The organism is Acinetobacter sp. ANC 4779, from assembly GCF_004331055.1.
Taxonomy (GTDB): Bacteria; Pseudomonadota; Gammaproteobacteria; order Pseudomonadales; family Moraxellaceae; genus Acinetobacter.
Genome location: NZ_SJNU01000003.1, coordinates 162,205 through 187,211 on the forward strand (window position 1 = coordinate 162,205; position 25,007 = coordinate 187,211).

General features: G+C 40.2%; 23 protein-coding genes. 15 read left to right on the forward strand and 8 right to left on the reverse strand.

Annotation, left to right across the window (positions count from 1 at the left end):
• Position 1: 1 nt before the first annotated feature.
• A complete protein-coding gene (locus tag E0H80_RS05455; protein WP_131363872.1) occupies positions 2-2,248 on the forward strand; it encodes a bifunctional prephenate dehydrogenase/3-phosphoshikimate 1-carboxyvinyltransferase in 2,247 nt (748 codons plus the stop codon).
• A 109-nt stretch (positions 2,249-2,357) separates the two neighbouring features.
• Positions 2,358-2,735: a hypothetical protein gene (locus E0H80_RS05460; RefSeq protein WP_131363874.1), complete on the forward strand. Its 378-nt coding sequence runs from the start codon at positions 2,358-2,360 to the stop codon at positions 2,733-2,735.
• 160 nt (positions 2,736-2,895) lie between these two features.
• On the opposite strand, the gene E0H80_RS05465 is transcribed toward E0H80_RS05460, so the two are convergent.
• Together E0H80_RS05465 and E0H80_RS05470 are read right to left on the reverse strand one after the other, a co-directional pair.
• Positions 2,896-3,336: a DUF2147 domain-containing protein gene (locus E0H80_RS05465; protein ID WP_131363876.1), complete on the reverse strand. Its 441-nt coding sequence runs from the start codon at positions 3,334-3,336 to the stop codon at positions 2,896-2,898.
• Between the two features lie 363 nt (positions 3,337-3,699).
• The gene (locus E0H80_RS05470; protein WP_131363878.1) at positions 3,700-4,329 is read right to left on the reverse strand and encodes an alpha/beta hydrolase; all 630 of its coding nucleotides are present in this window, start codon (positions 4,327-4,329) and stop codon (positions 3,700-3,702) included.
• A gap of 124 nt (positions 4,330-4,453) precedes the next feature.
• Between E0H80_RS05470 and yaaA the strand changes: the two genes are divergently transcribed.
• From yaaA to E0H80_RS05490, 4 genes are all read left to right on the forward strand, one after another.
• Positions 4,454-5,236, forward strand: a complete 783-nt coding sequence (yaaA, locus tag E0H80_RS05475; protein ID WP_131363880.1) for a peroxide stress protein YaaA — start codon at positions 4,454-4,456, stop codon at positions 5,234-5,236.
• 801 nt (positions 5,237-6,037) lie between these two features.
• Positions 6,038-7,360 (forward strand): NCS2 family permease, encoded by a 1,323-nt coding sequence (locus tag E0H80_RS05480; RefSeq protein WP_131363882.1) that lies wholly within the window; start codon positions 6,038-6,040, stop codon positions 7,358-7,360.
• An 80-nt stretch (positions 7,361-7,440) separates the two neighbouring features.
• Complete coding sequence (locus E0H80_RS05485) at positions 7,441-8,442, forward strand: adenosine deaminase (RefSeq protein WP_131363884.1); 1,002 nt, start codon at positions 7,441-7,443, stop codon at positions 8,440-8,442.
• A 99-nt stretch (positions 8,443-8,541) separates the two neighbouring features.
• Positions 8,542-8,901, forward strand: a complete 360-nt coding sequence (locus E0H80_RS05490; protein ID WP_228259952.1) for a hypothetical protein — start codon at positions 8,542-8,544, stop codon at positions 8,899-8,901.
• 66 nt (positions 8,902-8,967) lie between these two features.
• Here E0H80_RS05490 and E0H80_RS05495 read toward each other — a convergent pair whose 3' ends face one another.
• Complete coding sequence (locus tag E0H80_RS05495) at positions 8,968-9,522, reverse strand: cytochrome b (RefSeq protein ID WP_131363888.1); 555 nt, start codon at positions 9,520-9,522, stop codon at positions 8,968-8,970.
• A 223-nt stretch (positions 9,523-9,745) separates the two neighbouring features.
• Here E0H80_RS05495 and E0H80_RS05500 point away from each other — a divergent pair, with 223 nt between their 5' ends.
• On the forward strand, positions 9,746-10,138 hold the full coding sequence (locus tag E0H80_RS05500) for a hypothetical protein (protein ID WP_131363890.1): 393 nt from the start codon (positions 9,746-9,748) through the stop codon (positions 10,136-10,138).
• Positions 10,139-10,202: 64 nt separating this feature from the next.
• Positions 10,203-10,781 carry a ribonuclease HII gene (gene rnhB, locus E0H80_RS05505; protein ID WP_131363892.1) on the forward strand — a complete coding sequence of 193 codons (579 nt, stop codon included), beginning with the start codon at positions 10,203-10,205 and terminating at the stop codon, positions 10,779-10,781.
• A 59-nt stretch (positions 10,782-10,840) separates the two neighbouring features.
• Here rnhB and csrA read toward each other — a convergent pair whose 3' ends face one another.
• From csrA to alaS, 3 genes are all read right to left on the reverse strand, one after another.
• Positions 10,841-11,104 (reverse strand): carbon storage regulator CsrA, encoded by a 264-nt coding sequence (gene csrA / locus E0H80_RS05510; RefSeq protein WP_067723263.1) that lies wholly within the window; start codon positions 11,102-11,104, stop codon positions 10,841-10,843.
• A 249-nt stretch (positions 11,105-11,353) separates the two neighbouring features.
• Positions 11,354-12,634 carry an aspartate kinase gene (locus tag E0H80_RS05515; protein WP_067864343.1) on the reverse strand — a complete coding sequence of 427 codons (1,281 nt, stop codon included), beginning with the start codon at positions 12,632-12,634 and terminating at the stop codon, positions 11,354-11,356.
• Between the two features lie 65 nt (positions 12,635-12,699).
• Positions 12,700-15,393, reverse strand: a complete 2,694-nt coding sequence (gene alaS, locus E0H80_RS05520; protein ID WP_171457813.1) for an alanine--tRNA ligase — start codon at positions 15,391-15,393, stop codon at positions 12,700-12,702.
• A gap of 428 nt (positions 15,394-15,821) precedes the next feature.
• On the opposite strand from alaS, the gene E0H80_RS05525 reads away from it, so the two are divergent.
• From E0H80_RS05525 to E0H80_RS05555, 6 genes are all read left to right on the forward strand, one after another.
• The gene (locus E0H80_RS05525) at positions 15,822-16,847 is read left to right on the forward strand and encodes a type I glyceraldehyde-3-phosphate dehydrogenase (protein ID WP_131363894.1); all 1,026 of its coding nucleotides are present in this window, start codon (positions 15,822-15,824) and stop codon (positions 16,845-16,847) included.
• A 534-nt stretch (positions 16,848-17,381) separates the two neighbouring features.
• Positions 17,382-17,699 (forward strand): hypothetical protein, encoded by a 318-nt coding sequence (locus E0H80_RS05530; RefSeq protein ID WP_165494280.1) that lies wholly within the window; start codon positions 17,382-17,384, stop codon positions 17,697-17,699.
• Between the two features lie 464 nt (positions 17,700-18,163).
• On the forward strand, positions 18,164-19,330 hold the full coding sequence (locus tag E0H80_RS05540) for an ATP phosphoribosyltransferase regulatory subunit (RefSeq protein WP_131363896.1): 1,167 nt from the start codon (positions 18,164-18,166) through the stop codon (positions 19,328-19,330).
• 68 nt (positions 19,331-19,398) lie between these two features.
• Entirely contained in the window at positions 19,399-20,718 is a 1,320-nt protein-coding gene (locus tag E0H80_RS05545; RefSeq protein ID WP_131363898.1) for an adenylosuccinate synthase, read from the forward strand.
• A 195-nt stretch (positions 20,719-20,913) separates the two neighbouring features.
• Complete coding sequence (locus E0H80_RS05550; RefSeq protein WP_067864327.1) at positions 20,914-21,222, forward strand: hypothetical protein; 309 nt, start codon at positions 20,914-20,916, stop codon at positions 21,220-21,222.
• Between the two features lie 113 nt (positions 21,223-21,335).
• On the forward strand, positions 21,336-22,112 hold the full coding sequence (locus tag E0H80_RS05555; protein WP_067864324.1) for a M48 family metallopeptidase: 777 nt from the start codon (positions 21,336-21,338) through the stop codon (positions 22,110-22,112).
• Between the two features lie 183 nt (positions 22,113-22,295).
• On the opposite strand, the gene E0H80_RS05560 is transcribed toward E0H80_RS05555, so the two are convergent.
• Together E0H80_RS05560 and crp are read right to left on the reverse strand one after the other, a co-directional pair.
• Positions 22,296-23,345 (reverse strand): NADP(H)-dependent aldo-keto reductase, encoded by a 1,050-nt coding sequence (locus tag E0H80_RS05560; protein ID WP_131363900.1) that lies wholly within the window; start codon positions 23,343-23,345, stop codon positions 22,296-22,298.
• A gap of 194 nt (positions 23,346-23,539) precedes the next feature.
• Complete coding sequence (gene crp / locus E0H80_RS05565; RefSeq protein ID WP_131363902.1) at positions 23,540-24,247, reverse strand: cAMP-activated global transcriptional regulator CRP; 708 nt, start codon at positions 24,245-24,247, stop codon at positions 23,540-23,542.
• Positions 24,248-24,393: 146 nt separating this feature from the next.
• On the opposite strand from crp, the gene E0H80_RS05570 reads away from it, so the two are divergent.
• Positions 24,394-24,816, forward strand: coding sequence for an OsmC family protein (locus tag E0H80_RS05570; RefSeq protein WP_131267411.1), 423 nt, complete (start codon positions 24,394-24,396; stop codon positions 24,814-24,816).
• Positions 24,817-25,007 lie beyond the last annotated feature (191 nt).

Here is a 25,007-nt window from a genome sequence, read left to right on the forward strand (position 1 = left end):
CATGTCTCAGCCACTGTTTGAAAAAGTTGCCTTTATTGGACTTGGGCTGATTGGCTCAAGTCTGGCTCGTGTGATGATTGGTGAAAAACTGGCAAAGCAGATTGTTGCCTCTACACGTTCGCAAAAAACGCTGGATGATGCAAAAGCACTGGGTTTGATTCAGGAAGGCTATAGCAATCCTGTTGATGCCGTGCAAGGCGCGGATCTGGTGGTTTTGGCTTTGCCTGTTCGGGCAACGCAAAAAGTGCTGGAAACCATCAAGCCTTATTTGTCAGCTAAAACTATCATTACTGATGTGGGCAGTACCAAAGGTAATGTCGTGGATGCTGCAAAAGCGGTATATGGTGAGAACCTGCCTGCAGGTTTTGTACCGGGGCATCCGATTGCAGGCGCAGAACATACCGGTGTGCATGCCGGTAAGGTCGATTTATTTGCCAACCATAAAGTCATTTTGACACCGCTTCCAAGCAGTGGTGACTGGGCCGTGGATAAACTGGTTCAACTGTGGCAAGCGGCAAAGGCAGAAGTGATTTGTATGGATGTCGACAAGCACGATGAAGTGCTGGCCCATACCAGCCATCTTCCGCATTTAATGGCATTTAACCTGGTTGAGCAACTGGCCAACCGTGAAGATAATCTCGACATTTTTCGTTATGCTGCCGGGGGCTTCCGCGATTTTTCACGCATTGCCGCCAGTGATCCACAGATGTGGCATGACATTTTTTTTGCCAATAAAAAAGCAATTTTGAATGCGGTAGATGGTTTTGAGCTACAACTGACTCAAATCCGCAAACTGATTGAAAATGAAGATTCCAAAGCATTGATAGGATTGCTTGAACATGCCCAAGCGGCACGTCAGCATTTTAATCACATGCTTTCTAAGAAACCTTTGATGGAGAACAATAAAGTGACACAACAATTTACCATTTTGCCGGGTGCTAAAAAATTTCAGGGTAAATTTACCGTGCCAGGTGACAAATCTGTGTCGCATCGCTCCATCATGTTTGGTGCGATTGCTGAAGGTACCACGCATGTGACCGGTTTTTTGGAAGGTGAAGATGCTTTAGCAACCCTTCAGGCATTCCGTGATATGGGCGTTAGCATTGAAGGGCCTAAAAATGGTGAAGTGACGATTCATGGCGTCGGTATGAATGGTTTAAAAGCACCTGCAAGTGCCTTGTATATGGGTAATTCAGGTACTTCTATGCGCCTGCTTTCAGGCATGTTGTGTGCACAGAAGTTTGATTCTGTCATGACCGGTGATGCGTCGCTGTCTAAACGTCCAATGGAGCGTATTGCTAAACCTTTACGTGAAATGGGTGCACAGATTCAAACCACAGGTGAACGTGGTACACCGCCAGTTTCAATCACGGGCAGCCAAAACCTTCAAGGTATTCACTATGATTTGCCTATGGCATCAGCTCAGGTGAAATCAGGCATTTTGTTGGCGGGTCTTTGGGCAAAGGGTGAAACTTCGGTGACTGAACCAGAACCAACCCGTGATCACTCTGAACGTATGCTTCGTGCATTCGGTTATGAGGTAAAAACAGAAGGTAACCGCATTTCACTGCAAGGTGGTGGAAAACTTGTAGCGACTGAAATTCAAGTACCGTCCGATATTTCATCTGCTGCATTCTTTATGGTCGGTGCAGCCATTACCGAAGGTTCTGATGTTACTTTAGAGGCGGTAGGGATCAACCCGACCCGTACCGGTGTGATTGAAATTCTGAAACAAATGGGTGCAGATTTAACGGTAGAAAATCAACGTGTCGCTGGTGGTGAGCCAATTGCAGATATTCGTATCAAAGGCTCGCGTACTTTAAAAGGTATTCATATGCCGGAAGATCAAGTGCCATTGGCGATTGATGAATTCCCGGCACTCTTTATCGCGGCTGCATGTGCAGAAGGTCAAACCATTTTGACGGGTGCTGCCGAGCTTCGCGTGAAAGAGTCAGATCGTATTCAGGTGATGGCAGATGGCCTGAAAACCATGGGCATCGACTGTACACCAACTAACGATGGCATCATTATTGAAGGTAAAGGTAAATCAGGTGACTGGTCTGCAATTTTCAATGGCGGTGAAATAGAATCGCATCATGACCATCGTATTGCCATGAGTTTTAGTATGGCAGGCTTGCGTACCTCAGGTGAAATCAAAATTGTTGGTACAGAAACGGTAGCCACCAGTTTCCCGAGCTTCACTGAATTGACCAATCAAGCCGGTTTAGCGATTCTAGTCAGTGAATAATTAGTCTAATGTTGTGTATTTTTTAGGCGACAGCCAAGCTTTTGCTTGGCTGTTTTGTTTTTATTGCTTATGCTAAAACCATATAACAAGAATGCCTTTGGATATAGAGATGAGAAAATTACAATTTACTGCAAACTGTGAAAAGCATAACCATGTGTCGCAGCAGTCCAATGATTGTCATGTGACTCAGGAATATGTTGCCGATCTTTTATCGAAAGAATTGGGGCAATATGGTTTTCAAACTTTGTCACAAAGTGGTGATCAGGTTGCTGTCAGTGTAGACAATCAGTCTTTGCCTTTATCGGTCACTTGCCAGAGTCATGAGGCAGAGGGACGTTTAGTCTGTGAAATTACGTCGTATCCAGATGAAGAGCAGGATTGGCTAGATCGGATCACTGAACAAAGTTTATTGAACCAGTTGGCGCAAGCGGTTGAAAACACTTTGAAAGAAGATGAATCATTTAGTGGATTTGAATGGAAAGGTTAATTTGATCTGAATTTTCAGTTTAAAAATAAAAAGTGGCAGATATAGCTCAGGTGTGATATCTGCCACTTTTTTATTTGAGATAAACCGTATTAATTTAATAATATAAAAATCAAGAAGTTTTAGTAAAACTGATTATGAATATTATATTTTTATTGGCATTTTATTCCACCCGGAGCCAAGTCTGGCTGCGTCCAACGGCAGAAACCCCCATATAGCCGCGGAGAAATAATTTTTTCCCAGTAGCATTCAGTTTGCCTTTAAGTTTGTAAATTTTCCCTGAGACAGGATCGATAATTTTTCCATCTGTATAGTTAACTTGGTCGACAGACTTTAATTTACTAATGACTTGCATGCCAATAATAGGCTGGTTGGTATAGGGTGCAGGGCAGTTGGTACAAAATTCTTTTGGTGTATAGCCCTGACGAGGAGTAGCTTTGAGTACCTTACCTGCGTATGTGCCATCGACTTGCTGCTCAATTTTAACTAAACCCTTGGCTTCACCTGTTTTATCATCCATATAGCGCCAAATGCCTTCAATATTTTGTGCCATAGCTGAAGAATAGAACAAGCTAAGCGCAATAATCCCGAAAATAGTTTTCATAATATCCCTTTAAAACAGCAATGAAATTTACGGCTAAACAGGAGCCGCATCCGACTCATACAGTGATTATATTATTTATGGATTGTGTTATGAATTGCAAAAAAGCTTAACTATTCAGATGTTTAGTGTTTCGTTATATGATTGAAATAAAGGACGTAATTTACTGAAATTAAGGGAAGAAATAGCTTTTTTAAGAAATTTGTGAGGTATGTTTTCAGTGGGAAGGAAGTTCGGTATAAAGCTTTTTTTTAGACACGAAGAAAAAGACTCAGAAATATTCTGAGTCTTTTTTAATAAATATCAGCATATGCCAAAATTGATTTGGCTCGCCATGACACTGCTGAGTCATTTATTAAGAAGCCGTTACGACACCAGATAGCGTGAAATCGCGATGCGCAATTGCTTTAAATATCCAGTAAAAAAGTGATTTGCACCCGGCAGAATCGTCAACAAGTGACGTTGTGGTTTTGCCCATTCAATCAAATCTGACAATAAAGTAACTTCATCGGCCTCCCCATGAATAAACAAAATATCGCCTTTGATGGCTGGGGTAACATAATGACGTAGACCCGCCACAGTGGCTGTAGGTAAACCACATAAAATCAATTGTTTAGGTTTTATTTCATCTTGCAGGGCGTGATAGCTTTTCGCCATGACATGTGCGCCAAAACTAAAACCACCGGCATAAAAAGGTAGGTTGATATGCTTGCTGCGAATTTGCTTGATGGCTTCTAGCACATCATCAGTTTCGCCAAAACCTTCATCATGCAAGCCTTCACTTTGACCTGAACCACGGAAACTCGGGCGATACACAATGCAGCCGCGCTCAAGAAACATCTGAGCCAAAAGAGTCGGCACTTTATGCTGCGGAGTGCCGCCTTGTAAGGGATGGGGGTGGCATACAATCGCGAATCCTTTCACTTCACCCTGTGGATAATCAACAAAAATTTCAAGTTGACCAGCAGAACCTTGAATGAAAATTTGCTCGGACATATAGCAACCGATAAATAACAGGAGAATGAGGTATTTTACCGATAATGTTCAGTAAAAACACAAATTGGAAATAAAATAAGTCTACTGTTATAGTTTGTTTAATTATTTTTTGATCAGGTTATTCATGCTCGCCTTAATTTCTCCTGCTAAGACTTTAGATTATGAATCTGCACTACCCACTGATGCGCATACCTTACCAAGATTGCTGGAGCATTCACAAGAACTTATAGACGTTAGTCGCAAACTGTCTGCTGCAGATCTATCCAATTTAATGAGCGTGAGTGAAAAACTTGCCAAATTGAATGTTGAACGTTTCAATGACTGGCAGTCTGAATTTAATTTCTCCAATGCGCGTCAGGCTTTATTTGCCTTTAAAGGCGATGTGTATACGGGTTTAGATGCCTATGCGTTGAATGATCAACATATTGAATTTGCACAAAATCATTTGCGTATGTTGTCAGGATTGTATGGTTTATTACGTCCTTTAGATTTGATGATGCCATATCGTCTGGAAATGGGCACAAAATTGAACAATCCACGTGGCCATAATTTATATCAATTCTGGGGCGATCGAATTACCAGCTTAATCAATGATGATTTAGAGCATACGAATTCAGAGTTATTGGTCAATCTTGCATCAGATGAATATTATAAGTCAGTCATTGAGCGCAAAATTAAAGCTGAAATTATCAAGCCAGTTTTTCTTGATCAAAAAAATGGAAAATACAAAGTCATTAGTTTTTATGCCAAAAAAGCACGCGGTTTGATGGCACGTTATATGATCGAAAACCAGTTAAATCAGGCTGAAGACTTAAAGTCATTTAATAGCGAAGGTTATTATTTTGATGCTGAAAGTTCACTTAAAGGTGAATTGGTGTTTAAGCGTGATGAGCAACAGGCGGCTTAAGTCTGTTTAGGTTAGTCATAAAAATCCTGAGATTGATCAGGATTTTTTGGTTTATAAATAACGTATTTAATTATTAAACATGTCTATTTAAGTATAAAAAACGATTTTTAAAAGTGTGAATTTCATCACGCTATATAGTGATTGTTTGTTATTATGATAAAAAGCTTACTGAATAATAAAATTTTGTTATGAAAAATTTATTAATTTTAATCATCATTTTTGCTGTGGTTGTGCTCGGATATTGGGTTTATCAGGATGCAGAAATGAAAAAAAAGAATAAGGTGAATCAGCTAATTCATGAGACTCAGCAGTCACTCAATATTGTGAAGTCATATCCTGATAATTTCATGCCTCATCATAATAAGGTGTCCGCTCTTGTTCAATCTTCAGAACGATGGATGACTGAATCAAATCACCTTTAATTGTATTACGTAGATTAATAAATTTTAGAACTGAGTTATCTTATTGAATTTTATTAAAGAATAAATTTTAGAAACAATAAAAAATCATTGTGCTATAATTTGCCGCGACCATAATTAAATCATTCTCTTTATTTTTTAAGTATATGATTTATTTGAAACAAGTAGAGCTGCATAACATTTATGCAGCTTTTTTGTTTTACAATTTTTGTCATTTGGTTCTTTTATGCCCAATGAGAAGTTGTTCAATCTACTGGTTTTGAAATTAAAATATGGCATATCAATTGCTTGAATATCTATAAAATTAATGATGATTGTATTTGGCGGATCATTAATTTTATAGCGTGCTGACAGCATAAAGTTTACTTACCGGGGTAAAGTCATGACGACTCCTAATCCATCTTCAGAGAATATGCTTGAACGTTTATTTAAGTTAAGCGAAAATAAAACTAATTTTCGTACAGAAGTTCTTGCAGGTGTAACCACTTTCCTAACGATGTGTTACATCATTATTGTCAATCCAATGATTTTGTCCGAAACAGGCATGGATCATGGGGCGGTCTTTGTCGCAACCTGTCTGGCAGCTGCAATCGGTTGTCTGGTGATGGGACTTGTTGCAAATTATCCAATTGCACTAGCACCGGGTATGGGCTTGAATGCTTACTTTACCTATTCGGTATGTATGGGAATGGGCGTGCCTTGGCAAACTGCACTTGCTGCGGTATTTGTTTCAGGTTTGGTCTTCATTGCGATCAGCATGTTTAAAATTCGTGAAGCCATTGTCAACGCAATTCCAATGTCATTAAAACTGGCAATTGGTGGCGGTATTGGTATGTTCCTTGCGCTGGTTGCCTTAAAAAATGCTGGTATTATTGTTGATAACCCTGCAACCTTAGTCGGTTTGGGTGATTTAAAACAACCTTCAGTGCTTCTGGCTTTGCTTGGCTTCTTAATGGTTGTGGTGATGCACCAGTTTAGGGTGCGTGGCGCAATTATTATCAGTATTTTAGTGATTACTGCCATTTCTACAGTATTGGGTTATAACCAGTTCCAAGGTGTGGTGGGACAGATTCCATCTCTAGCTCCAACATTCTTGCAAATGGACTTTGAGGGATTGTTTACTGCAAGCCTGGTCGGAGTCATTTTTGTATTCTTCTTGGTTGATTTGTTTGACTCAACAGGAACTTTAGTGGGCGTATCGCACCGTGCAGGTTTATTAAAAGATGGCAAATTGCCGCGTTTGAAAAAAGCACTATTTGCAGACTCAACAGCCATTGTTGCCGGTGCAGCACTAGGTACATCTTCAACAACGCCTTATATTGAGTCATCTGCTGGCGTTGCGGCAGGTGGCCGTACTGGCTTAACAGCAGTTGTAGTGGGCATCATGTTCTTGTTATGCCTGTTTTTAGCACCACTTGCGCAGTCGGTGCCAAGTTTTGCGACAGCACCTGCATTGTTATTTGTCGGTGTATTGATGATTCAGGGTATCGTTCATATTGAATGGGATGATATCACTGAAGCAGTACCTGCGTTTTTGACCATTGTGTTTATGCCATTTTCTTATTCAATTGCAGATGGTATTGCAATGGGCTTCATTAGCTATGCGCTGATCAAACTATTTACAGGTAAAGCGAAAACTGTTCCATATATGGTATGGATTGTTGCTGCACTTTGGGCATTGAAATTTGCTGCATTTGGTGGCTAATTCACCAAATTGACAGTAGGGTGTAAACTCAAGTTTGCACCCTTTTTTATTTTTTGAAAAAGATTTTATAAGGATAAGATATGAACCAGATTGAGCTTATTCAAGCGCTGCCAAAAGCAGAGTTACACGTACATATTGAAGGGACTTTTGAGCCTGAACTGATGTTCGCCATTGCTCAACGTAACCATATTGATATTCCGTATAAATCTGTAGATGAAGTGAAACAGGCCTATAATTTCCATAACCTGCAATCGTTCCTCGACATTTATTATGCAGGCGCAAATGTTTTGGTAGTCGAACAAGACTTTTATGATCTGGCGATGGCATATTTTGAAAAGTGCGCTGCAGATAAAGTCGTGCATACTGAAATGTTCTTCGATCCACAAACACATACTGATCGTGGGATTGAATTTGCAGTCGTCATCAATGGTTTGCAACGTGCCTGTGATGAGGCAAAAGCAAAATTTGGCATTACATCGCATTTAATCATGTGTTTCTTGCGCCATCTAAGTGAAGAAGCGGCATTTGAAATCTTAGAACAAGCTTTACCATTTAAAAATCAAATTATTGCGGTAGGACTGGATTCAAGTGAAGTCGGGCATCCACCGGCTAAATTTGAACGGGTATTTGCTAAAGCACGTGAAGAGGGCTTTTTGGTGGTGGCACATGCCGGTGAAGAAGGTCCAGCTGAATATGTTTGGGAAGCTCTGGACTTGCTTAAAGTAAATCGTGTTGATCATGGTGTACGCTCAGAAGAAGATCCGAAATTGATGCAGCGTTTAATTGCTGAAAAAATGCCGTTGACTGTATGTCCTTTAAGTAATTTAAAGCTCTGCGTGGTCGATGATATGGCACAGCACAATATTCGTCGTTTATTACAACAAGGTGCACATGTAACTGTCAATTCAGATGATCCATCATATTTTGGTGGCTATATGAATGACAATTTTATTGCGATTGCTGAAGCGCTAGATCTGTCCAACGATGAACTGAAGCAATTGGCTAAAAATTCGTTTGAAGCATCATTTATTTCTGATGCAGAAAAACAAAAATGGTCACACCAGATTGATGCCTTGGCGTAATTTATTCACTTGAAAATGCTTTTAGATTGAGCGGATTTTTTCATTAGTTTTTTAAATTATTGTGTCAATAATATTGCCTGTAAAGAGTTAGGTTTAATTTTGAAAAAGAGTCTTTGCTGGCTAGCTGTTATTGCTTTATTGATTGGTTGTGTATCGGTTTTTGTGATGGATAAAAACTCTACTTTAATGCAAAAAATGTTAAAGCCAGTGGTTGAACAAGCTTGTAAAAGTGAATTAAACGATTCAAAAATCTGGCAATCGGCTGCCTTGTTTATGAGTTCGGAGCGTCAAAATTCTGTGCAAAAACAGATCTGTGGTTGTGTGAGTGACAATGCATTGAATGATGTGTCTGCGAAAGACTTCGCCATGGCATCGTTTAATGAAGAGGTTAAAAATAGTCTGATTAAACAAGCGGTGTTAAATAGCGTTAAAGGTTGTGTTCAAGACGCTTTGAAATAAGTTTTAATTAATAAAAAGCCGCATCCGTGCATAAACTGATGCGGCTTTTTATTGGGCACTATTGGGCTATTTTTCTTGTCGGGTCATACTGCGTAAAATATTGTCTTTATCGATAAAATGATGTTTTAACGCAGCGACAATATGTCCTATCACCAGAAAACCTGCAAACCATGACAAATAAATGTGTACAGGTTTAACAATGGCTAAAAGTTCAGGGTTGTCCTGAACCAGACGTGGAATTTCAAATAAATATAAAACAGGTGCAGGATGCCCAGCACTCCAGCTAAACAAACAGCCGGTAATCGGTAATGCGAGCAACATTAAATATAAAGCCAAATGTCCTAGATGTGCCAAAACTTTCATTAACGGTGACATGGAATCAGGCAGTGTTGGAACAGGATGGGTATAGCGCCAAAACAGACGAATCAATACCAGAAATATAATCGTGGTTGCGATGTTCTTATGCAAGCTGATGACTTGGCCTTTAAAGCTGCCATCCACCTCATAGCTTAAAAAATTTCCACTATAAAAACCAATTAACCATGCGGCAATAAAAATAACAGCCATCAGCCAATGAAGCAATTGGGCTGTACGCGTATAGTATGGTGAAGGGTTTGTCATGTTATACCAACATGTGATTTATAAGTCTGCGTATCCTAATCAAACCGTATATTTAAAAAAATGGGCAATATGGAACGAAGCGTATAATTCTTGCAACGCTGAAAGCTGCATGGATTTTAGACAGGCAAGTCACACATGGAAAATTCATTTGAAATATAGATTTATTATAGGGAAAAGTTTCGGCAGAATAGGCCCAACAGATTTTATAACAAAGGATTTAACTGTGAAAAAATTAATTGCTGTACTTGCACCTTTAACTTTAGCGCTTAGTGCATGTGTGTCAACTGGCACAACGTCAGGTACAGCGGGTGCAACAGGTACGCAATCTGCAACTCAGCAACTGGGTACTGCTGCACTTAAAATTGCCATCAATGCAAAATGTACCACTGAGTTGAATAATATTGCGGCATGGCAAACAGCCACTAAATTGATGACTGCAACTCAAAAACAAAATATTCAGTCTGAAATTTGTGGTTGTGTCAGTGAAAAAGCACCGCAAAGCGTAACAGCGGTAGATTTGGCAACTGCAGCAATTGATCCTGCTGCACGTACCACAATCGTTTCAAATGCAGTGACTAAAACAATTAATGCCTGTGTTGCAGAAGCAGTGCAATAATCTTTAATGAAGTAATAAATAGGCTGACTTGTTCAGCCTCTTTTTTTAGCTAGGCAGACAAATTATGAAAATTGCTGGTGCAGATGAAGCAGGACGTGGCCCACTTGTAGGTTCGGTGGTTGCAGCTGCAGTCATTTTAGATCCCAATAACCCGATTAAGGGCTTAAATGATTCTAAAAAGCTCACTGCAAAAAAACGTGAAAAGTTATTTATCGAAATACAGGAAAAAGCTCTAGCTTGGGCCATTGCTGAAGCGAGTCATGAAGAAATTGACGAGATCAATATTCTTCAAGCATCATTGCTGGCGATGCGCCGCGCTGTAGAGGCTTTAAATATTCAGCCTGAACATGTGTTGGTCGATGGTAATAAAGTTCCACAGGGCCTAATGATGAGCTGTGATGCTGTGGTAGGTGGGGATGCCATCCATGCAGAAATTTCAGCTGCCAGTATTTTAGCAAAAGTTACACGTGATCATCAAATGATAGAATTGGATCTGCAATATCCGCAGTTTGGCTTTGCGAAACACAAGGGATATCCAACCAAAGCTCATTTTGAGGCGATTGCGCAACATGGTGTTATTGATCAGCATCGCCGCAGTTATGCACCCGTCAAAAAAGCTTTGGCTTTAGGTGAACAAAACTAATGGCCAGATAAAATTAAAGCGGCTTAAGTAAGCCGCTTTAGGAGAAAAACTTTTAATGTTTAACGATTAAAGTCATTCTGGGTATTTTGTGGAAAATTATCTTCTTCAAAAGAAGGTTGATAATCTTGATCGAGATGTTGAAGATGTTCGTGCATAGCGCGTTCATGTTGAATACGTTGGTAAATTTCTTCACGATGAACGGATACTTCTTTTGGAGCATTAACGCCAATTCGAACTTGATTTCCTTTAACCCCAAGCACAGTTACACTGACTTGGTCCCCAATCATTAATGTTTCTCCGACACGTCTAGTCAGAATCAGCATGTTTATCTCCTTGCAAAATGCTAAACCTGCAATTGATCTAAAATGTAAAAAACACAACCTTAAATATCAAAGAAAATTTTAACAAAGCAATGTGACAAACTTCGTCCTATATCGCATTTTGCTAAAATTTTCTTAAAAGCACATGGTTAATATAACAGAGCCACTATAAGAAAAACTATAGTGGCTCTGTTTTTTTCTACTATTTTAAAAACTGTCTAACAATGACAATTTTTGTCATATTTTCCGATATTAGGCACGTACGCTAGATTCGCCATGCTCACGGTCTAAACCGAAAGCAGTGTGAAGTGTACGCACAGCAAGTTCTAAATAGTTTTCTTCAATGATCACGGAAATCTTAATTTCTGAGGTAGAGATCATCAAAATATTGATCCCTTCCTCAGCTAAAGCAGTGAACATTTTACTTGCCACGCCAGCATGTGAACGCATACCTACGCCCACAATAGATACTTTTACGATGTCTGAGCGTGTTGCAACTTCACGGGCACCAATTTTTTTCGCCGTATCTTCAAGAATTGTTTTGGCTTTAGCCAATTCACCACGGTTAACCGTAAAGGTGAAATCAGTTGTACCGTCTTCTTCAACGTTCTGGATAATCATATCCACTTCAACGTTCGCATCGCCAATTGGACATAAGATTTTAGCTGCAATACCTGGTTCATCAGGCACACCTAGAATCGTTAATTTTGCTTCGTCACGGTTAAATGCGATACCAGAGATAATTGGCTGTTCCATGTTGTCTTCCAATTCAGTAGTAATAAGAGTGCCGACGTTTTGTTTAAAGTCTTCGTCAAATGCGCCATCATTGTCATTATCAAAACTTGATAATACACGTAAAGGCACTTGGTATTTACCAGCAAATTCAACTGAACGAATTTGAAGAACTTTAGAACCCAAAGATGCCATTTCCAGCATTTCTTCAAAAGAAATACGATCAACTTTTTTTGCTTTAGGTGCAACACGCGGGTCGGTGGTATAAACACCATCAACGTCTGTGTAAATTTGGCATTCGTCCGCTTTGAGTGCAGCAGCAATTGCAACACCAGAAGTGTCTGAACCGCCACGACCTAAAGTAGTGGTATTGCCTTGTTCGTCAAAGCCTTGAAAGCCTGCAACAACCAGCACACGGCCTGCGTCTAAATTTGCAGTTAAAACATCAGTATCAATCGCTTCAATACGCGCCTTATTGAATGCACTGTCCGTTTTAATGCCAACCTGGCGACCAGTGAGCGACTTTGCTTCAACCCCAATAGAGTTAAGTGCCATCGCTAACATAGAAATCGTAACCTGTTCACCCGTAGAGACCATTTGGTCAAGTTCACGCGGATCAGGGGTTTCGGTAATGGCCTTCGCTAAAGCAAGCAGGCGATTGGTTTCGCCACTCATTGCTGAAACTACGACCACTACCTTGTGGCCGTGGTCATGCCAGCGCTTTACACGACGAGCAACATTTAAAATGCGCTCGGGAGTACCCATAGAGGTACCGCCATATTTTTGAACGATTAATGCCATAGTTGTTCCATAAAAGCCATGACCCTGATATCGCTATCAGGGTCCGTTACACAAAAAGTGAAGTGTTATTTTGCCTCAAGCCAGGCAGTTAAATCTGCCATCACTGTTGCAAACTTCTCGTTAAGTGGCGCGCCACCTTGTGCCAAGTCAGGCTTACCACCACCTTTACCACCGAGTTCGGTAACCAAGTGTTTGATGATGTCACCTGCTTTAATGTTGGCAGTAAAATCTTTTGCAACGGAGGCAATAAGGCTAACTTTGTCGCCTTCTACACCCGCAAGTACGATCACTGCATTGTCTAATTTAGATTTTACACCGTCATGCAGGTTGCGAAGTGATTTCGCATCCATGTTTTGTACAGTGGTAATCAGTGTCGGACGACCTGCAACAGTTTGAACTTGGCTTAAAAGTTCGCCAGCTTGCAGATTTGCAAGTTTTTGATTCAATTGCTCAATTTGTTTTTGCAGTTGATGTGCAGTGTCTACTATAGCTTCAACTTTTTCTACCGTTTGATGATTCTGTGCTTTTAACAAACCGTTGATGTATTGAACATCACGATCAGTTTTTTGCACGATTTCAACTGCTTTAGTTCCAGTCACGGCTTCAATACGACGCACACCCGCTGCAACACCACCTTCAGAAGTGATTTTGAACAGACCGATATCACCAGTGCGTTTCACATGGATACCACCACACAGTTCGATCGAGAAGTTTTTCTCTTCAATGATTGAACCCATAGATAGTACACGTACTTCATCGCCATATTTTTCACCGAACAACATCATTGCGCCTTTTTCTTTGGCGGATTCGATGTCTAAAAGTTCAGTGGATACCGCAGTATTGGCAATCACTTCTGCATTTACCAAGCGTTCTACGTGCTGAAGTTGTTCGAAAGTAACCGGTTGATCGTTGGCAAAGTCAAAACGCAGGATATCGCTTGCAACCAATGAACCTTTTTGTTGAACATGAGAACCCAAAACTTGACGTAGGGCAGCATGTAAAAGGTGAGTCGCAGAATGGTTACGTGCAGTTGCAGCACGAATGTCCGCTTTAACAGTAGCTTCAACGCTTTGTGATGCTTTTAGGCTACCCATGGTCACGATACCCTGGTGTACAAATGCAGCACCAGATTTTTTGGTATCTTGAACTTCGAAAATACCGGTATCGTTTTTGAAGATTCCGGTATCACCGATCTGACCACCGCTTTCTGCATAGAAAGGCGTTTGGTTTAATACGATTAACGCTTCATCGCCTTCAACCACTTCTTCAACCTGTTCGCCATCTTTATAGATCGCAACAATTTGACCTTGGCCTTGAGTTGCTTCATAGCCTTCGAATTGAGTTTCGCTGTCGACATTTACAATCGAGTTATAATCAATCGCAAATTTACCTGCATCACGTGCACGTTGACGTTGTGCTGCCATTTCAACTTCAAAGCCAGCTTCGTCAATCGTTAAATCACGTTCGCGTGCAATATCAGCTGTTAAGTCAGCAGGGAAGCCGTAAGTATCATAGAGTTTAAATACTGTCTCACCCGGAATCACGTTGCCTTTAAGTTGAGTCAATTCACCTTCAAGCAATTTTAAACCTTGCTCTAAAGTTTTCGCGAATTGTTCTTCTTCTTTTAAAAGCTGTGCTTCGATACGTGCTTTATTAACTTCCAGTTCAGGGTAGGCTTCACCCATTACAGCAATTAAAGGCTGTAGCATTTTATGGAAGAATGAACCTGTCGCACCTAATTTATTACCGTGACGAACAGCACGGCGGATAATACGACGCAGTACATAACCACGACCTTCGTTAGAAGGGTTTACACCGTCAGCAATCAGGAAGCAGCATGAACGTGCATGGTCCGCAACCACTTTTAAAGATGCAGGGTATTCAACAGGTTTGTTATTTGCAGCAGCTTCAGCTTCAAGAGCAGTAGTATCCATGCCAATGATTTCTGCAGCTGATTTGAGTAAGTTTTGGAATAAGTCGATTTCGTAGTTTGAATTTACATGTTGTAAAACTGCAGAAATACGTTCCAAGCCCATACCGGTATCTACAGACGGAGCAGGTAACTCATGTAACACGCCATCCGCAGTACGATTGAACTGCATGAATACGTTGTTCCAGATTTCGATAAAACGGTCGCCATCTTCTTCCGGTGTGCCTGGTAAGCCACCCCAGATATGGTCGCCATGGTCAAAGAAAATTTCAGAACAAGGACCACAAGGACCGGTATCGCCCATTGCCCAGAAGTTGTCTGATGCGTATTTTTCACCCTTGTTGTCGCCAATACGGATGATACGGCTGGCATCTAAACCAATTCCTTTGTTCCAGATGTCAAATGCTTCATCATCAGTATGATAAACAGTGGCATAGAGTTTATCTTTAGGCAGTGCTAACCATTCATCGCCAGTCAGAAATTCCCAGGCAAATTTAATGGCATCACGTTTAAAGTAATCACCAAAGGAGAAGTTACCCAACATTTCAAAGAAAGTGTGGTGACGTGCTGTATAACCGACATTGTCTAAGTCGTTATGTTTACCACCGGCACGTACACATTTTTGTGACGATGTTGCGCGAACATAATCACGCTTTTCCAAACCCAGGAAGCAGTCTTTAAACTGGTTCATCCCGGCATTGGTAAACAATAAAGTCGGGTCATTGGCGGGTACTAGTGAACTCGACGCGACACGTGTATGCCCTTGCGATTCAAAGTAACGCAAAAATGCTTCACGAATTTCAGCTGATGTCATAAAACGAGTACTCACAACCAAGTCACTCCATATTTCGTATTGGCTAGAAGTATACCGAGCATTTTCATAGAAGATGAACTGCCTGAGTACACCGGGCTTAAAATTTTAAAACGCCAAATTATAACGGAAAAAGCTGCATGCACCAATCACTTTAAGGCGAATTCATGACAATTCTATGTATTCGCGATATAGGCATCTTGAGGTAAATCCACGTGTTAATTTATATCATCAAACTGCCATTAAAGTTTAATGAATGCTTGAGTGAGTATTTTTAGCTGGCTTTTTCTGATGCTGATCGGTGATTAAAGCGCTTTATAAAGTGGAGAGGACGTTTCTGCCGCACTTTATTTAATAAATAGAAGTGAAGAAATGGTATCGGTTTTTGGTTGAAATCCATTAACATACACCAGTGTTTACATCCACCCAAGAATTAAGGATATCTGATGCAACGAGTAGCCATTAATGGTTTCGGGCGAATTGGTCGCAATGTATTACGTGCTTGGTTTGAAAATCCCAAGGATTTTCATTTTGATATTGTTGCGATTAATGATGTTGCAGATGTAGAGACTTTAGTTCATTTGTTTAAGTACGATACTACCCACGGACGCTTTAAAGGCAAAGTCGAAGTGTTGCTGGAATATGAACAGATTTTTTTGCATATTTCAGCAGGTTTGGCGCAATTAAAAGTACAGGTGTTTTGTCAGGAACAGCCTGAAATTTTGCCGTGGAATGATTTAAATATTGATGTGGTGCTTGAATGTACTGGCTTATTCCGTTCACGTGAAGCGGCAACCAGACATGTTACCGCAGGGGCGAAACGGGTCATTATTGGGGCTGCACCTTTTGACAGTGTGGATGCGGCTATTGTGTATGGTGTCAACCATCATGAAGTTAAAGCAACGGATCAAATTATTTCCAGCGTATCGTGTACCACGCAGGCTTTGGTGCCACTGGTTAAAATCATTGATGATGCTTTTGGCATTGATACCGCCCTTATGACAGAAATTCATGCGGTCACAGCTGATCAGTCGGTACTGGATCATGCACATCGTGATTTACGTCGTGCACGAGCTTCGGGGCAAAATATTATTCCCACCACATCTTCAGCATTGGCGGCGTTAAAACGTGTAATGCCAAAAATGGAAGACCGGATTGATGGTTATTCCATTCGTGTACCGACCATTAATGTCGCTGCCATTGATTTAACTTTTGTTGCTCAATCACATGTCACCGTGCATAAAATTAATGAAGTCCTGCTCAAGTCGGCACGGCATGGCTATGCGGAAATTATGGATGTGACAGATGAAGCTTTGGTGTCATCTGATTTTAATCATTCACCCTATTCTTTAATTGTGGATTTAAGCCAAACCATGGTGGTTGGACATCAAGCAAAAGTATTTGCCTGGTATGATAACGAGTGGGGTTATGCCAATCGCTTGCTGGATTTATGCGAGTCATTTACATCATAAAACTGATGTGCATTAGATATCTGGTGTGTCTTGATTTTGAGAAGTAATTTCTTGTTTTTTATTATCGGGTCACATCATTGCATGAGCTTGTCTTGATTGGCTAAGGCGTAAGCAACGGGTTAGCTTGGATAAGAGGAATGGCAACAGCAGCTCGTTTGAATATTTTTTAGTATCATGAAATGGCTAGAAAAGGCATTTCATTGATTCATTACTTTATGCTTAAAGCATTTGATTTTTAGATGGTGATGTGGTTCTAGAAATAAAACAAATCTTAATAAATTGATCATATAAACAACGATAAAATGATGTTTTAATCACTTTTGATAGATCAATACATATAAAATTTAACTTGCTAAAAATATAATCTAAAAAGCAAATTGAAATAATTTTTGATAGGTTTGGGAAAAGGCTGAGCTTGTTTACAGTAATTTTTTATATATGAAATAAATTGCTTAAATTAGGCTTTTAAAAAATTCACTTCATTAATTCGCCATGATGTTGAATAATAACTAAATAAAATAAGAGCATTTACCTATGTTGATATTTATATGGGGTTTTATTCTGCTATTAGCCATAGCAGTGATTTTTCTGATTTGGGCACAATTTACCAATCAAAATGATGCGGTCAATGACATTCAAATGAACCTGCAACTCGAAGAAAAAGTGATTCATTTGGAACAGAACCTAAAGAAAACCTTGGAAATTATGCAGGACTTGGCCAAAAAAATGCATATACAGCAGGAAGTGCTTGATAAAACCAGCGCTAAACTTAGTCAGGTCGAGTTGCAAAATGCCGAATTGGTTGGATTGTTGACAAGGGCAGTCAATTCCTCGGACAGACCCTCGGTATAAGTTTATCCTCGTTGCGATGTAAAGAATAACAAACCTTAAAATAGCGGCCGATGTCATGCTCATCAAAACCGTAGGCAGTAATGAAAAACGTGAAGCCGCTATTAAATAAAGTAATCATAATTGAAAGCAGCATTGCGGAGTGAATCATTATTCATCTGCTGTTAAAAAGAAAGCAGCTACAAAATGTAAAAACTGAAATTCCATTACAAAAGTTTAAACACACCACTGAATTGCACTTCATGTGATAATAAAATAATAAACATTTTTAGCGTCATCTTTGAGCGCTATAGCCGCTTTAAATGAATTGGAGTGTTTTGTCTGATTAAACAATAAGTATTCCGCTATTTTTTGTGAAAAAGTCAGATGCACAGCTAAAACTATCGTGCTAGACTAGGAGAAATCGGGTGTGCTCCCGATTTTTTTATGCGGATAACTTCCGCTCTGACAGAATTTAGGTTTACAACATGCCCATTTCAGAGACATGGTTATTACCTGATGGTGTAGCTGATGTATTACCAGAACAGGCGCAAGTGATTGAAACTTTGCGTCGTAACGCCCTAGATTTCCTCGCATCTCGGGGTTATCAATTGGTGTACACGCCATTTATTGAATACATCGAATCTCTATCTTCTCTTTCAGAATCGAATCAAGATTTAGACTTAGCCACTTTTAAAGTGATCGACCAGTTATCAGGTCGTTTACTTGGTGTGCGTGCCGATATGACACCACAAGTGGCTCGTATTGATGCGCATGTACATCCAGTGGAAGGTGTTGCGCGTTATTGCTACGCTGGCACGGTTTTACACACCAAACCTCAAGGGTTTAATACCACACGTGCACCCCTGCAATTAGGTGCGGAGCTTTTCGGCTCAGACAGTATTGATGCAGACGTTGAAATGATTGACGTGATGCTGAGTCTGATCGAAACCGCGGGCTTGGCAGGCGGGATCCATCTAGATTTGGGTCATGTCGGTCTATTTCGTAGTTTAGTGAAACATGCGGGTTTGACCAAAGCTGTTGAAAGTCATCTTTCGGATCTTTATCAACGTAAAGCATTACCTGAGCTTGCAGAATTTACCCAAGAATTAAAATTTGGTGCAGATTTTTATACCCTAGGTCGTTATTCAAGTGACCTAGATGCGTTACAAGCCAATTTAAGTGCTGAAATTTTCGCTGATGAAGCGTTCAGGCACGCATTTGATGCTTTGAAAACGACGCAAGTCGAAATTCAGTTACGTTGGCCAAATCTGCATATTGGTATAGATGTTGTAGAGCTGCGTTCATACCATTATCACACGGGTTTAATGTATGCAGTATATGCACCAAACCGTGCAGCACCACTGGCTCAAGGTGGACGTTATGATGGCATTGGCGAACATTTTGGTCGTGCACGTCCTGCAACAGGTTTTTCGTGCGACTTATATGCCTTAAGTGCAGGTCAATTTAAAGATTTAAATGTAGTTGTTGCACCGAAGGGTACAGACGCTGATTTGCTTAAGGCAATTTCAAATACGCGTACACAAGGCTTTGGGGTAATTCAATTACTTGGTAAGGACAGTTTAGACTCGGTACCGCATGCAACGCATCAATTGATGAATGTGGCGGGTGAGTGGACAGTCGAAAAGATTTAATGATGTGAATTGGTTTGATGAACTAATTCAAGTTTTCAATTTTAACAGCATGATGCAATGAGGCTATTATGGGCAAGAATGTTGTGGTACTTGGTACCCAATGGGGCGACGAAGGTAAAGGTAAAATCGTTGACCTGCTCACAGATCAAGCGGCTGCGGTAGTTCGTTACCAAGGCGGACACAACGCAGGTCATACACTTGTGGTTGGTGGTAAGAAAACTGTATTACACCTCATTCCATCTGGTATTTTACGTGAAAACGTATTGTGCTTAATTGGTAATGGTGTGGTTCTTTCTCCTGAAGCGCTCATCAAAGAGATGGATATTCTTGAAAAAGAAGGTGTTCCAGTTAAAGAACGTCTACGAATCTCTCCAAATTGTCCATTAATTTTGCCGAATCACATTGCACTTGACCAAGCGCGTGAGAAGAAACGTGGCAATGCGAAAATCGGTACCACTGGTCGTGGTATTGGTCCAGCATATGAAGACAAAGTTGCACGCCGTGCAATCCGTGTTGCTGATCTTGTTCGTGGTGGTGAGCATCTTAAAGCCCAGCTTACTGAGCTTCTGGATTACCATAACTTCCAGTTAACTCAATACTACGGTGTTGAAGCGGTTAAATTAGAAGATGTGCTGGCACTTTGCGATCAATGGCGTGAAGTCGTTACTCCACTGGTTGTGGACGTTACTACGGAATTGCACAATTTCCGTAAAAACGGTGACAACATCATGTTTGAAGGCGCGCAAGGTTCGCTCCTTGACGTAGATCACGGTACATACCCGTATGTAACATCTTCAAACACAACTGCTGGTGGCGTAAGCTCAGGTTCAGGTCTTGGTCCATTGCACCTTGATTATGTACTAGGTATTACCAAAGCTTATACGACACGTGTAGGTGCAGGTCCATTCCCAACGGAATTGGTTTACGATGCTGCAAATGACACAGGCGACCAAATTGGTAAACATTTGGGTACGATTGGTCATGAGTTTGGTGCATCAACTGGTCGTCAGCGTCGTTGTGGTTGGTTCGATGCTGAAATTTTACGTCGTTCAGTCGATGTAAACTCACTTTCAGGTATTTGCTTAACTAAACTTGACGTTCTTGATGGTTTGGAAGAAGTAAAAATCTGTGTGGGTTACGAAGCGGCAGATTCTGGTTGTGTCGGTTCTTCTGATGCGCTTGCATTTGAAGCTTTAAAACCAATTTATGAGTCTATGCCAGGTTGGTCTGAGTCTACAGTGGGTGCAACTGATGTTGCTCAATTACCTGCAAATGCGATTGCTTATGTAAAACGTATTGAACAGTTGATTGAATGTCCAATTGACATTATTTCGACCGGTCCTGACCGTGCAGAAACAATTGTCCTTCGTCATCCGTTTGATGCTTAATTTAAGCTAATACGACGATGATTAAAAAAGCCTCGCAATTTGCGGGGCTTTTTTTGTATTCACTATTTTGAAAATGTACTAAAAGAATATATTGGGTAAAATTTTAGCGAGACTAAAGTTGCATCCGAGAATACTGTTTAAATAACTGACACTTGCTAGAATACAAAACATAAGATAAATGAAAGGTTGTGCGGGATGCATAAGAATATTTCAGGAACGATTTTTTATTCCTTACTCTTTGCCATGGGTGGTGCACCCACCATTGCAATGCTGATTATTCAGGCACAAACCCAAGATCCCAATATTATCTATACGGCATTTATTGGTTTAAGTGTCATTATTGCCTGCATTTTAGTTCCATTAATTCTTATTCAAAATGGCATTTTATTTTTTAAAAGAAAAAATGAACAGCTGGAGCAGAAAATCAAACCATTTTGCCAAGTGTATTTGGTTTTGAATGCTTTATGTCTTATTTATTGGCTTAGTTTTCAGTTTCTTAAATAAGCACAGTTACATAAATAATATGAATATGGATGGAATAATAATTCAAAGCTTATCCACGATTCCCTATAATCTGTTTAAAACTGATATCTGTATTCAAGGTGGAGATTATTATAATGAATAGCAAACTCGTTTTAAGTTTGTGTGCGGCTAGTATGATCACTATTTCTGGTTGTACCACTGTAGCGGAAATGGCAGGGGCAGATTCATCAACATTAAATGTAACAGCAGCACAAGGTTTTAATAAAACAGTTCAGGAAGCAAGTGCAAATAAAACCTTAGATACTTCTTCAGCGACTTATAAACGCATTAATGCCGTATTTATGCGTTTAAAACCTTATGGCGATCAAATCAATCAAACGGGTCAAAAGTTTGATTGGAAACTGGCTGTGCTAAAATCGGACCAGATTAATGCGTATGTAGCACCGGGTGGTAAAGTTGTGTTCTATACCGGTATCGTGAATAAATTAAACCTGACTGATGCAGAAATTGCAGCAGTTATGGGTCATGAAATGGTGCATGCTTTAGAGGAACACTCTAAAAATAAAATTGGTCAACAAGCATTAACTGATTTGGCTTTAAGCATCGGTCTAAGTGCTGCGGGAAGTAATGTAGGGCAGTTGGGTTCTGCTGCTGCCCAGTTGGGTGCACAAGTGGGTGTAGGTTTACCTTATTCTCGTAGTCTGGAAAGTCGCGCTGACCAAGGCGGTCTAATGCTGATGGCGCGTGCCGGTTATAACCCGCAAGCAGCCATTACCCTTTGGGAAAAAATGAACAAACTGGAAGGTGCGGGCGGTACTTCATTCTTGTCGACTCACCCTTCAAATAGCCAGCGTATTGAAGCAATGCGTAAAAACTTGCCAGCCGCTCAAGCGATTTATAACAAACGTTAATTATTGTTTAATTCATAAAAAAAGGATGCTTCGTGCATCCTTTTTTAGTTTTACTTGCTTATCCTTATGGGATGAGCAGCACTGCTGCGCAAGGGGTAAGGATGTTAATTTATTTCGAGGTGATCGAATATAAAGCAGTATAAATCTGTCTAATTTAATTTTTAAGCACTGCTTAAAATGAAATTATGGCGCAGGGTTGGGCTGCTGACGGTGAATATCCTCAATACCTTGTAAAACTTCTGCTGATAAGTCAATTTCAAAGGCTTGGATATTTTCTTTGAGTTGATTCAGGTTGGTTGCACCAATAATGGTACTGGTCACAAAGAACTGCTGTTTAATAAATGCCAATGACAGTTGGGTCAGGGTTAAGTCATGTCTTTCCGCGAGTTGAGCATATTGTTCGGTTGCCCATTCGCTTTCAGGATTGCTATAGCGGCTAAAACGAGAAAATAGGGTGACACGTGCATTTGCAGGGCGTGCACCATTACGGAATTTTCCGGTCAAATAACCAAAAGCTAAAGGGGAGTAAGCAAGTAGTCCCACATTTTCATAATGGGCAATTTCTGACATGCCGATTTCATAAGTCCGGTTTAAGAGACTATATGGGTTTTGTACACTCACCATTTTTTCTAAACCTAACTTTTCAGCCAAATGTAAAAACTTCAAAGTGCCCCACGGGGTTTCATTGGATAGACCAATATATCGAATACGTCCTTTTTTGACTTCATCACTTAAAGCACTTAAGGTTTCTTCCAAAGCAGTGATTTCTGCATCCTGCTGAGCTTCAGTATTGCCATAGCCGAGCTTGCCAAAGAAATTGGCTGGACGTTGTGGCCAATGCAGCTGATATAGGTCGATATAATCGCTTTGTAAGCGTTTTAAGGAGCCATCTATAGCTGAGCTAATCTCTGTTGCTGTGAAGCGAGTTTGTCCATCACGGATGTGACTGCCGCCTTGTGAGGGACCTGCAATTTTTGAAGCAATAAACAGCTGGTCACGATGTCCTCGTTCAGCAATCCAATGACCCAAGATGGTTTCAGTTGCCCCTTGGGTTTCAGGCTTTGGTGGCACAGGATACATTTCAGCAGTGTCCCAGAAGAACAAACCCTGGTCTAAAGCATATTCAAGTTGTTGAAAGGCCTCTGCTTGGGTATTTTGCTCACCAAAAGTCATTGTGCCTAAACAGATTTCAGGAACAAGTATTCCTGTATTGGCTAAAGGTTTGAATTGCATAGAGCTTGATCCTTGAGTTTTTATCAATGAAATTTTAAATGACTTAAGGCTAACTGATTTTTTGATCAGCGTTAAATCATCAATAGTTTTAATGTTGTCATAAAATTTACAAAAGGATAGGAGGAAAAATCAAGCCATAAAAAAAGCAAACCCTAAGATTTGCTTTTTTTCGTGCGTGCTAAAGGATAAAGAACTTATTCTTCCTCATCCAGCTCATCTACAGTGACATTTGCATCTTCAGTTGAAACATCAAAAATAAGAATGGCTTTCCCCTCAGTTTCGATCATGCCTTGTTCTTCAAGCGTTTTTAAAACGCGTCCCACCATTTCACGAGAACAACCGACAATACGGCCAATTTCTTGACGTGTAATACGGATTTGTCGGCCATTTGGTAAAATCATGGCTTCTGGTTGCGAAGAAAGGTCGATTAAACAGCGCGCAATACGACCAGATACATCAATAAATGCCAGGTCAGTCACTTTACGAGTGGTATTTTTTAAGCGACGAACAAGTTGGGCAAATACAGCATAGCTCAGATCTGGATACTGTTTGCTTAACTCGTGAAAGTTATCATAGGTGATTTCGGCAATTTCACAGACATCACGAGTACGGACTTCCGCAGTACGTTGTGGATTTGCTTCAAAGAGACCCATTTCCCCAAAAAAGTCTCCTGCATTCAAATACGCAACCACAATTTCACGTTCATCATCTTCACGTAAAATAATGGATACTGAACCTTTTAAAATTAAATAAAGTGATTTTGATTCAGTGCCTGCATCAATAATTGCAGTACGTTTTGGATAGCGATTTATGTATGCACGTTTTAATAATGCTTTGACTGACTCTGGTAGTTGACCAGGAGAAAGGGCATCGGTGCTTAGTTGTGAAAAGCTTGCAGTCATGCTAACGGTTCCGAATATGGATAAGTAATAGATCGCACAGACCTAAAATGAACTTGTCACATAGAAGAGATGAAATTCCTTATCAACTCAATTTATGTTAGTGTACGGGTACTTCGTAAATTTATAGCTTTTTTCAGGTAGTTGCAATGCAAACAAGCGTACATTGGCTAGAGAATGTTGCTTTTGAAGCAAAATCAGAAAGTGGTCACCACATTGTCATGGATGGCGCTGAGGCATATGGTGGTGAAAACCGTGGTCCACGTCCCATGGAGCTGATATTAATGGGACTTGGTGGCTGTGCTTCCTTTGATATTGTGACTATTTTAAAGAAATCACGCCAAGATGTGACAGGGGTTGTATGTCAGCTAAAAGCGGATCGTGCGGATACGATTCCTGCAGTGTTTACCAAAATTCATTTACACTTTGTCGTGACGGGTAAAGCGGTAAAAGAAAAACAGGTGGCTAAAGCAGTTGAGCTTTCTGCTGAAAAATATTGTTCCGCAAGCAAAATGTTATCTGATGGTGGTGTTGAAATTACCCACGATTTTGAAATTATTGAAGCTGTGTAATAAAAAAAAGGCAATTCCAAATGAATTGCCTTTTTTTATGAATCATTAAACTTAGAATTATTCTATAAAATATAATCAGTGCCATCTTAATGCACAATTTAAAAAACTAATTTTCATTCCTTCACTTCTTTTTTTATTCAATTTCAATCTCTAAATTTTTGTTAAATCACAACTTAGATCAATCTAGTGAA

Bases quoted from the DNA above. Each gene is read 5' to 3' on its own strand.
- E0H80_RS05470 (WP_131363878.1), bottom strand. From the start codon at position 4,329: ATGTCCGAGCAAATTTTCATTCAAGGTTCTGCTGGTCAACTTGAAATT.
- csrA (WP_067723263.1), bottom strand. From the start codon at position 11,104: ATGCTGATTCTGACTAGACGTGTCGGAGAAACATTAATGATTGGGGAC.
- E0H80_RS05515 (WP_067864343.1), bottom strand. From the start codon at position 12,634: ATGGCATTAATCGTTCAAAAATATGGCGGTACCTCTATGGGTACTCCC.
- E0H80_RS05495 (WP_131363888.1), bottom strand. From the start codon at position 9,522: ATGACAAACCCTTCACCATACTATACGCGTACAGCCCAATTGCTTCAT.
- rnhB (WP_131363892.1), top strand. From the start codon at position 10,203: ATGAAAATTGCTGGTGCAGATGAAGCAGGACGTGGCCCACTTGTAGGT.
- E0H80_RS05480 (WP_131363882.1), top strand. From the start codon at position 6,038: ATGACGACTCCTAATCCATCTTCAGAGAATATGCTTGAACGTTTATTT.
- E0H80_RS05485 (WP_131363884.1), top strand. From the start codon at position 7,441: ATGAACCAGATTGAGCTTATTCAAGCGCTGCCAAAAGCAGAGTTACAC.
- E0H80_RS05530 (WP_165494280.1), top strand. From the start codon at position 17,382: ATGTTGATATTTATATGGGGTTTTATTCTGCTATTAGCCATAGCAGTG.
- yaaA (WP_131363880.1), top strand. From the start codon at position 4,454: ATGCTCGCCTTAATTTCTCCTGCTAAGACTTTAGATTATGAATCTGCA.
- crp (WP_131363902.1), bottom strand. From the start codon at position 24,247: ATGACTGCAAGCTTTTCACAACTAAGCACCGATGCCCTTTCTCCTGGT.
- E0H80_RS05465 (WP_131363876.1), bottom strand. From the start codon at position 3,336: ATGAAAACTATTTTCGGGATTATTGCGCTTAGCTTGTTCTATTCTTCA.
- E0H80_RS05455 (WP_131363872.1), top strand. From the start codon at position 2: ATGTCTCAGCCACTGTTTGAAAAAGTTGCCTTTATTGGACTTGGGCTG.
- E0H80_RS05460 (WP_131363874.1), top strand. From the start codon at position 2,358: ATGAGAAAATTACAATTTACTGCAAACTGTGAAAAGCATAACCATGTG.
- E0H80_RS05525 (WP_131363894.1), top strand. From the start codon at position 15,822: ATGCAACGAGTAGCCATTAATGGTTTCGGGCGAATTGGTCGCAATGTA.
- E0H80_RS05550 (WP_067864327.1), top strand. From the start codon at position 20,914: ATGCATAAGAATATTTCAGGAACGATTTTTTATTCCTTACTCTTTGCC.
- E0H80_RS05560 (WP_131363900.1), bottom strand. From the start codon at position 23,345: ATGCAATTCAAACCTTTAGCCAATACAGGAATACTTGTTCCTGAAATC.
- E0H80_RS05555 (WP_067864324.1), top strand. From the start codon at position 21,336: ATGAATAGCAAACTCGTTTTAAGTTTGTGTGCGGCTAGTATGATCACT.
- E0H80_RS05570 (WP_131267411.1), top strand. From the start codon at position 24,394: ATGCAAACAAGCGTACATTGGCTAGAGAATGTTGCTTTTGAAGCAAAA.
- E0H80_RS05540 (WP_131363896.1), top strand. From the start codon at position 18,164: ATGCCCATTTCAGAGACATGGTTATTACCTGATGGTGTAGCTGATGTA.
- E0H80_RS05545 (WP_131363898.1), top strand. From the start codon at position 19,399: ATGGGCAAGAATGTTGTGGTACTTGGTACCCAATGGGGCGACGAAGGT.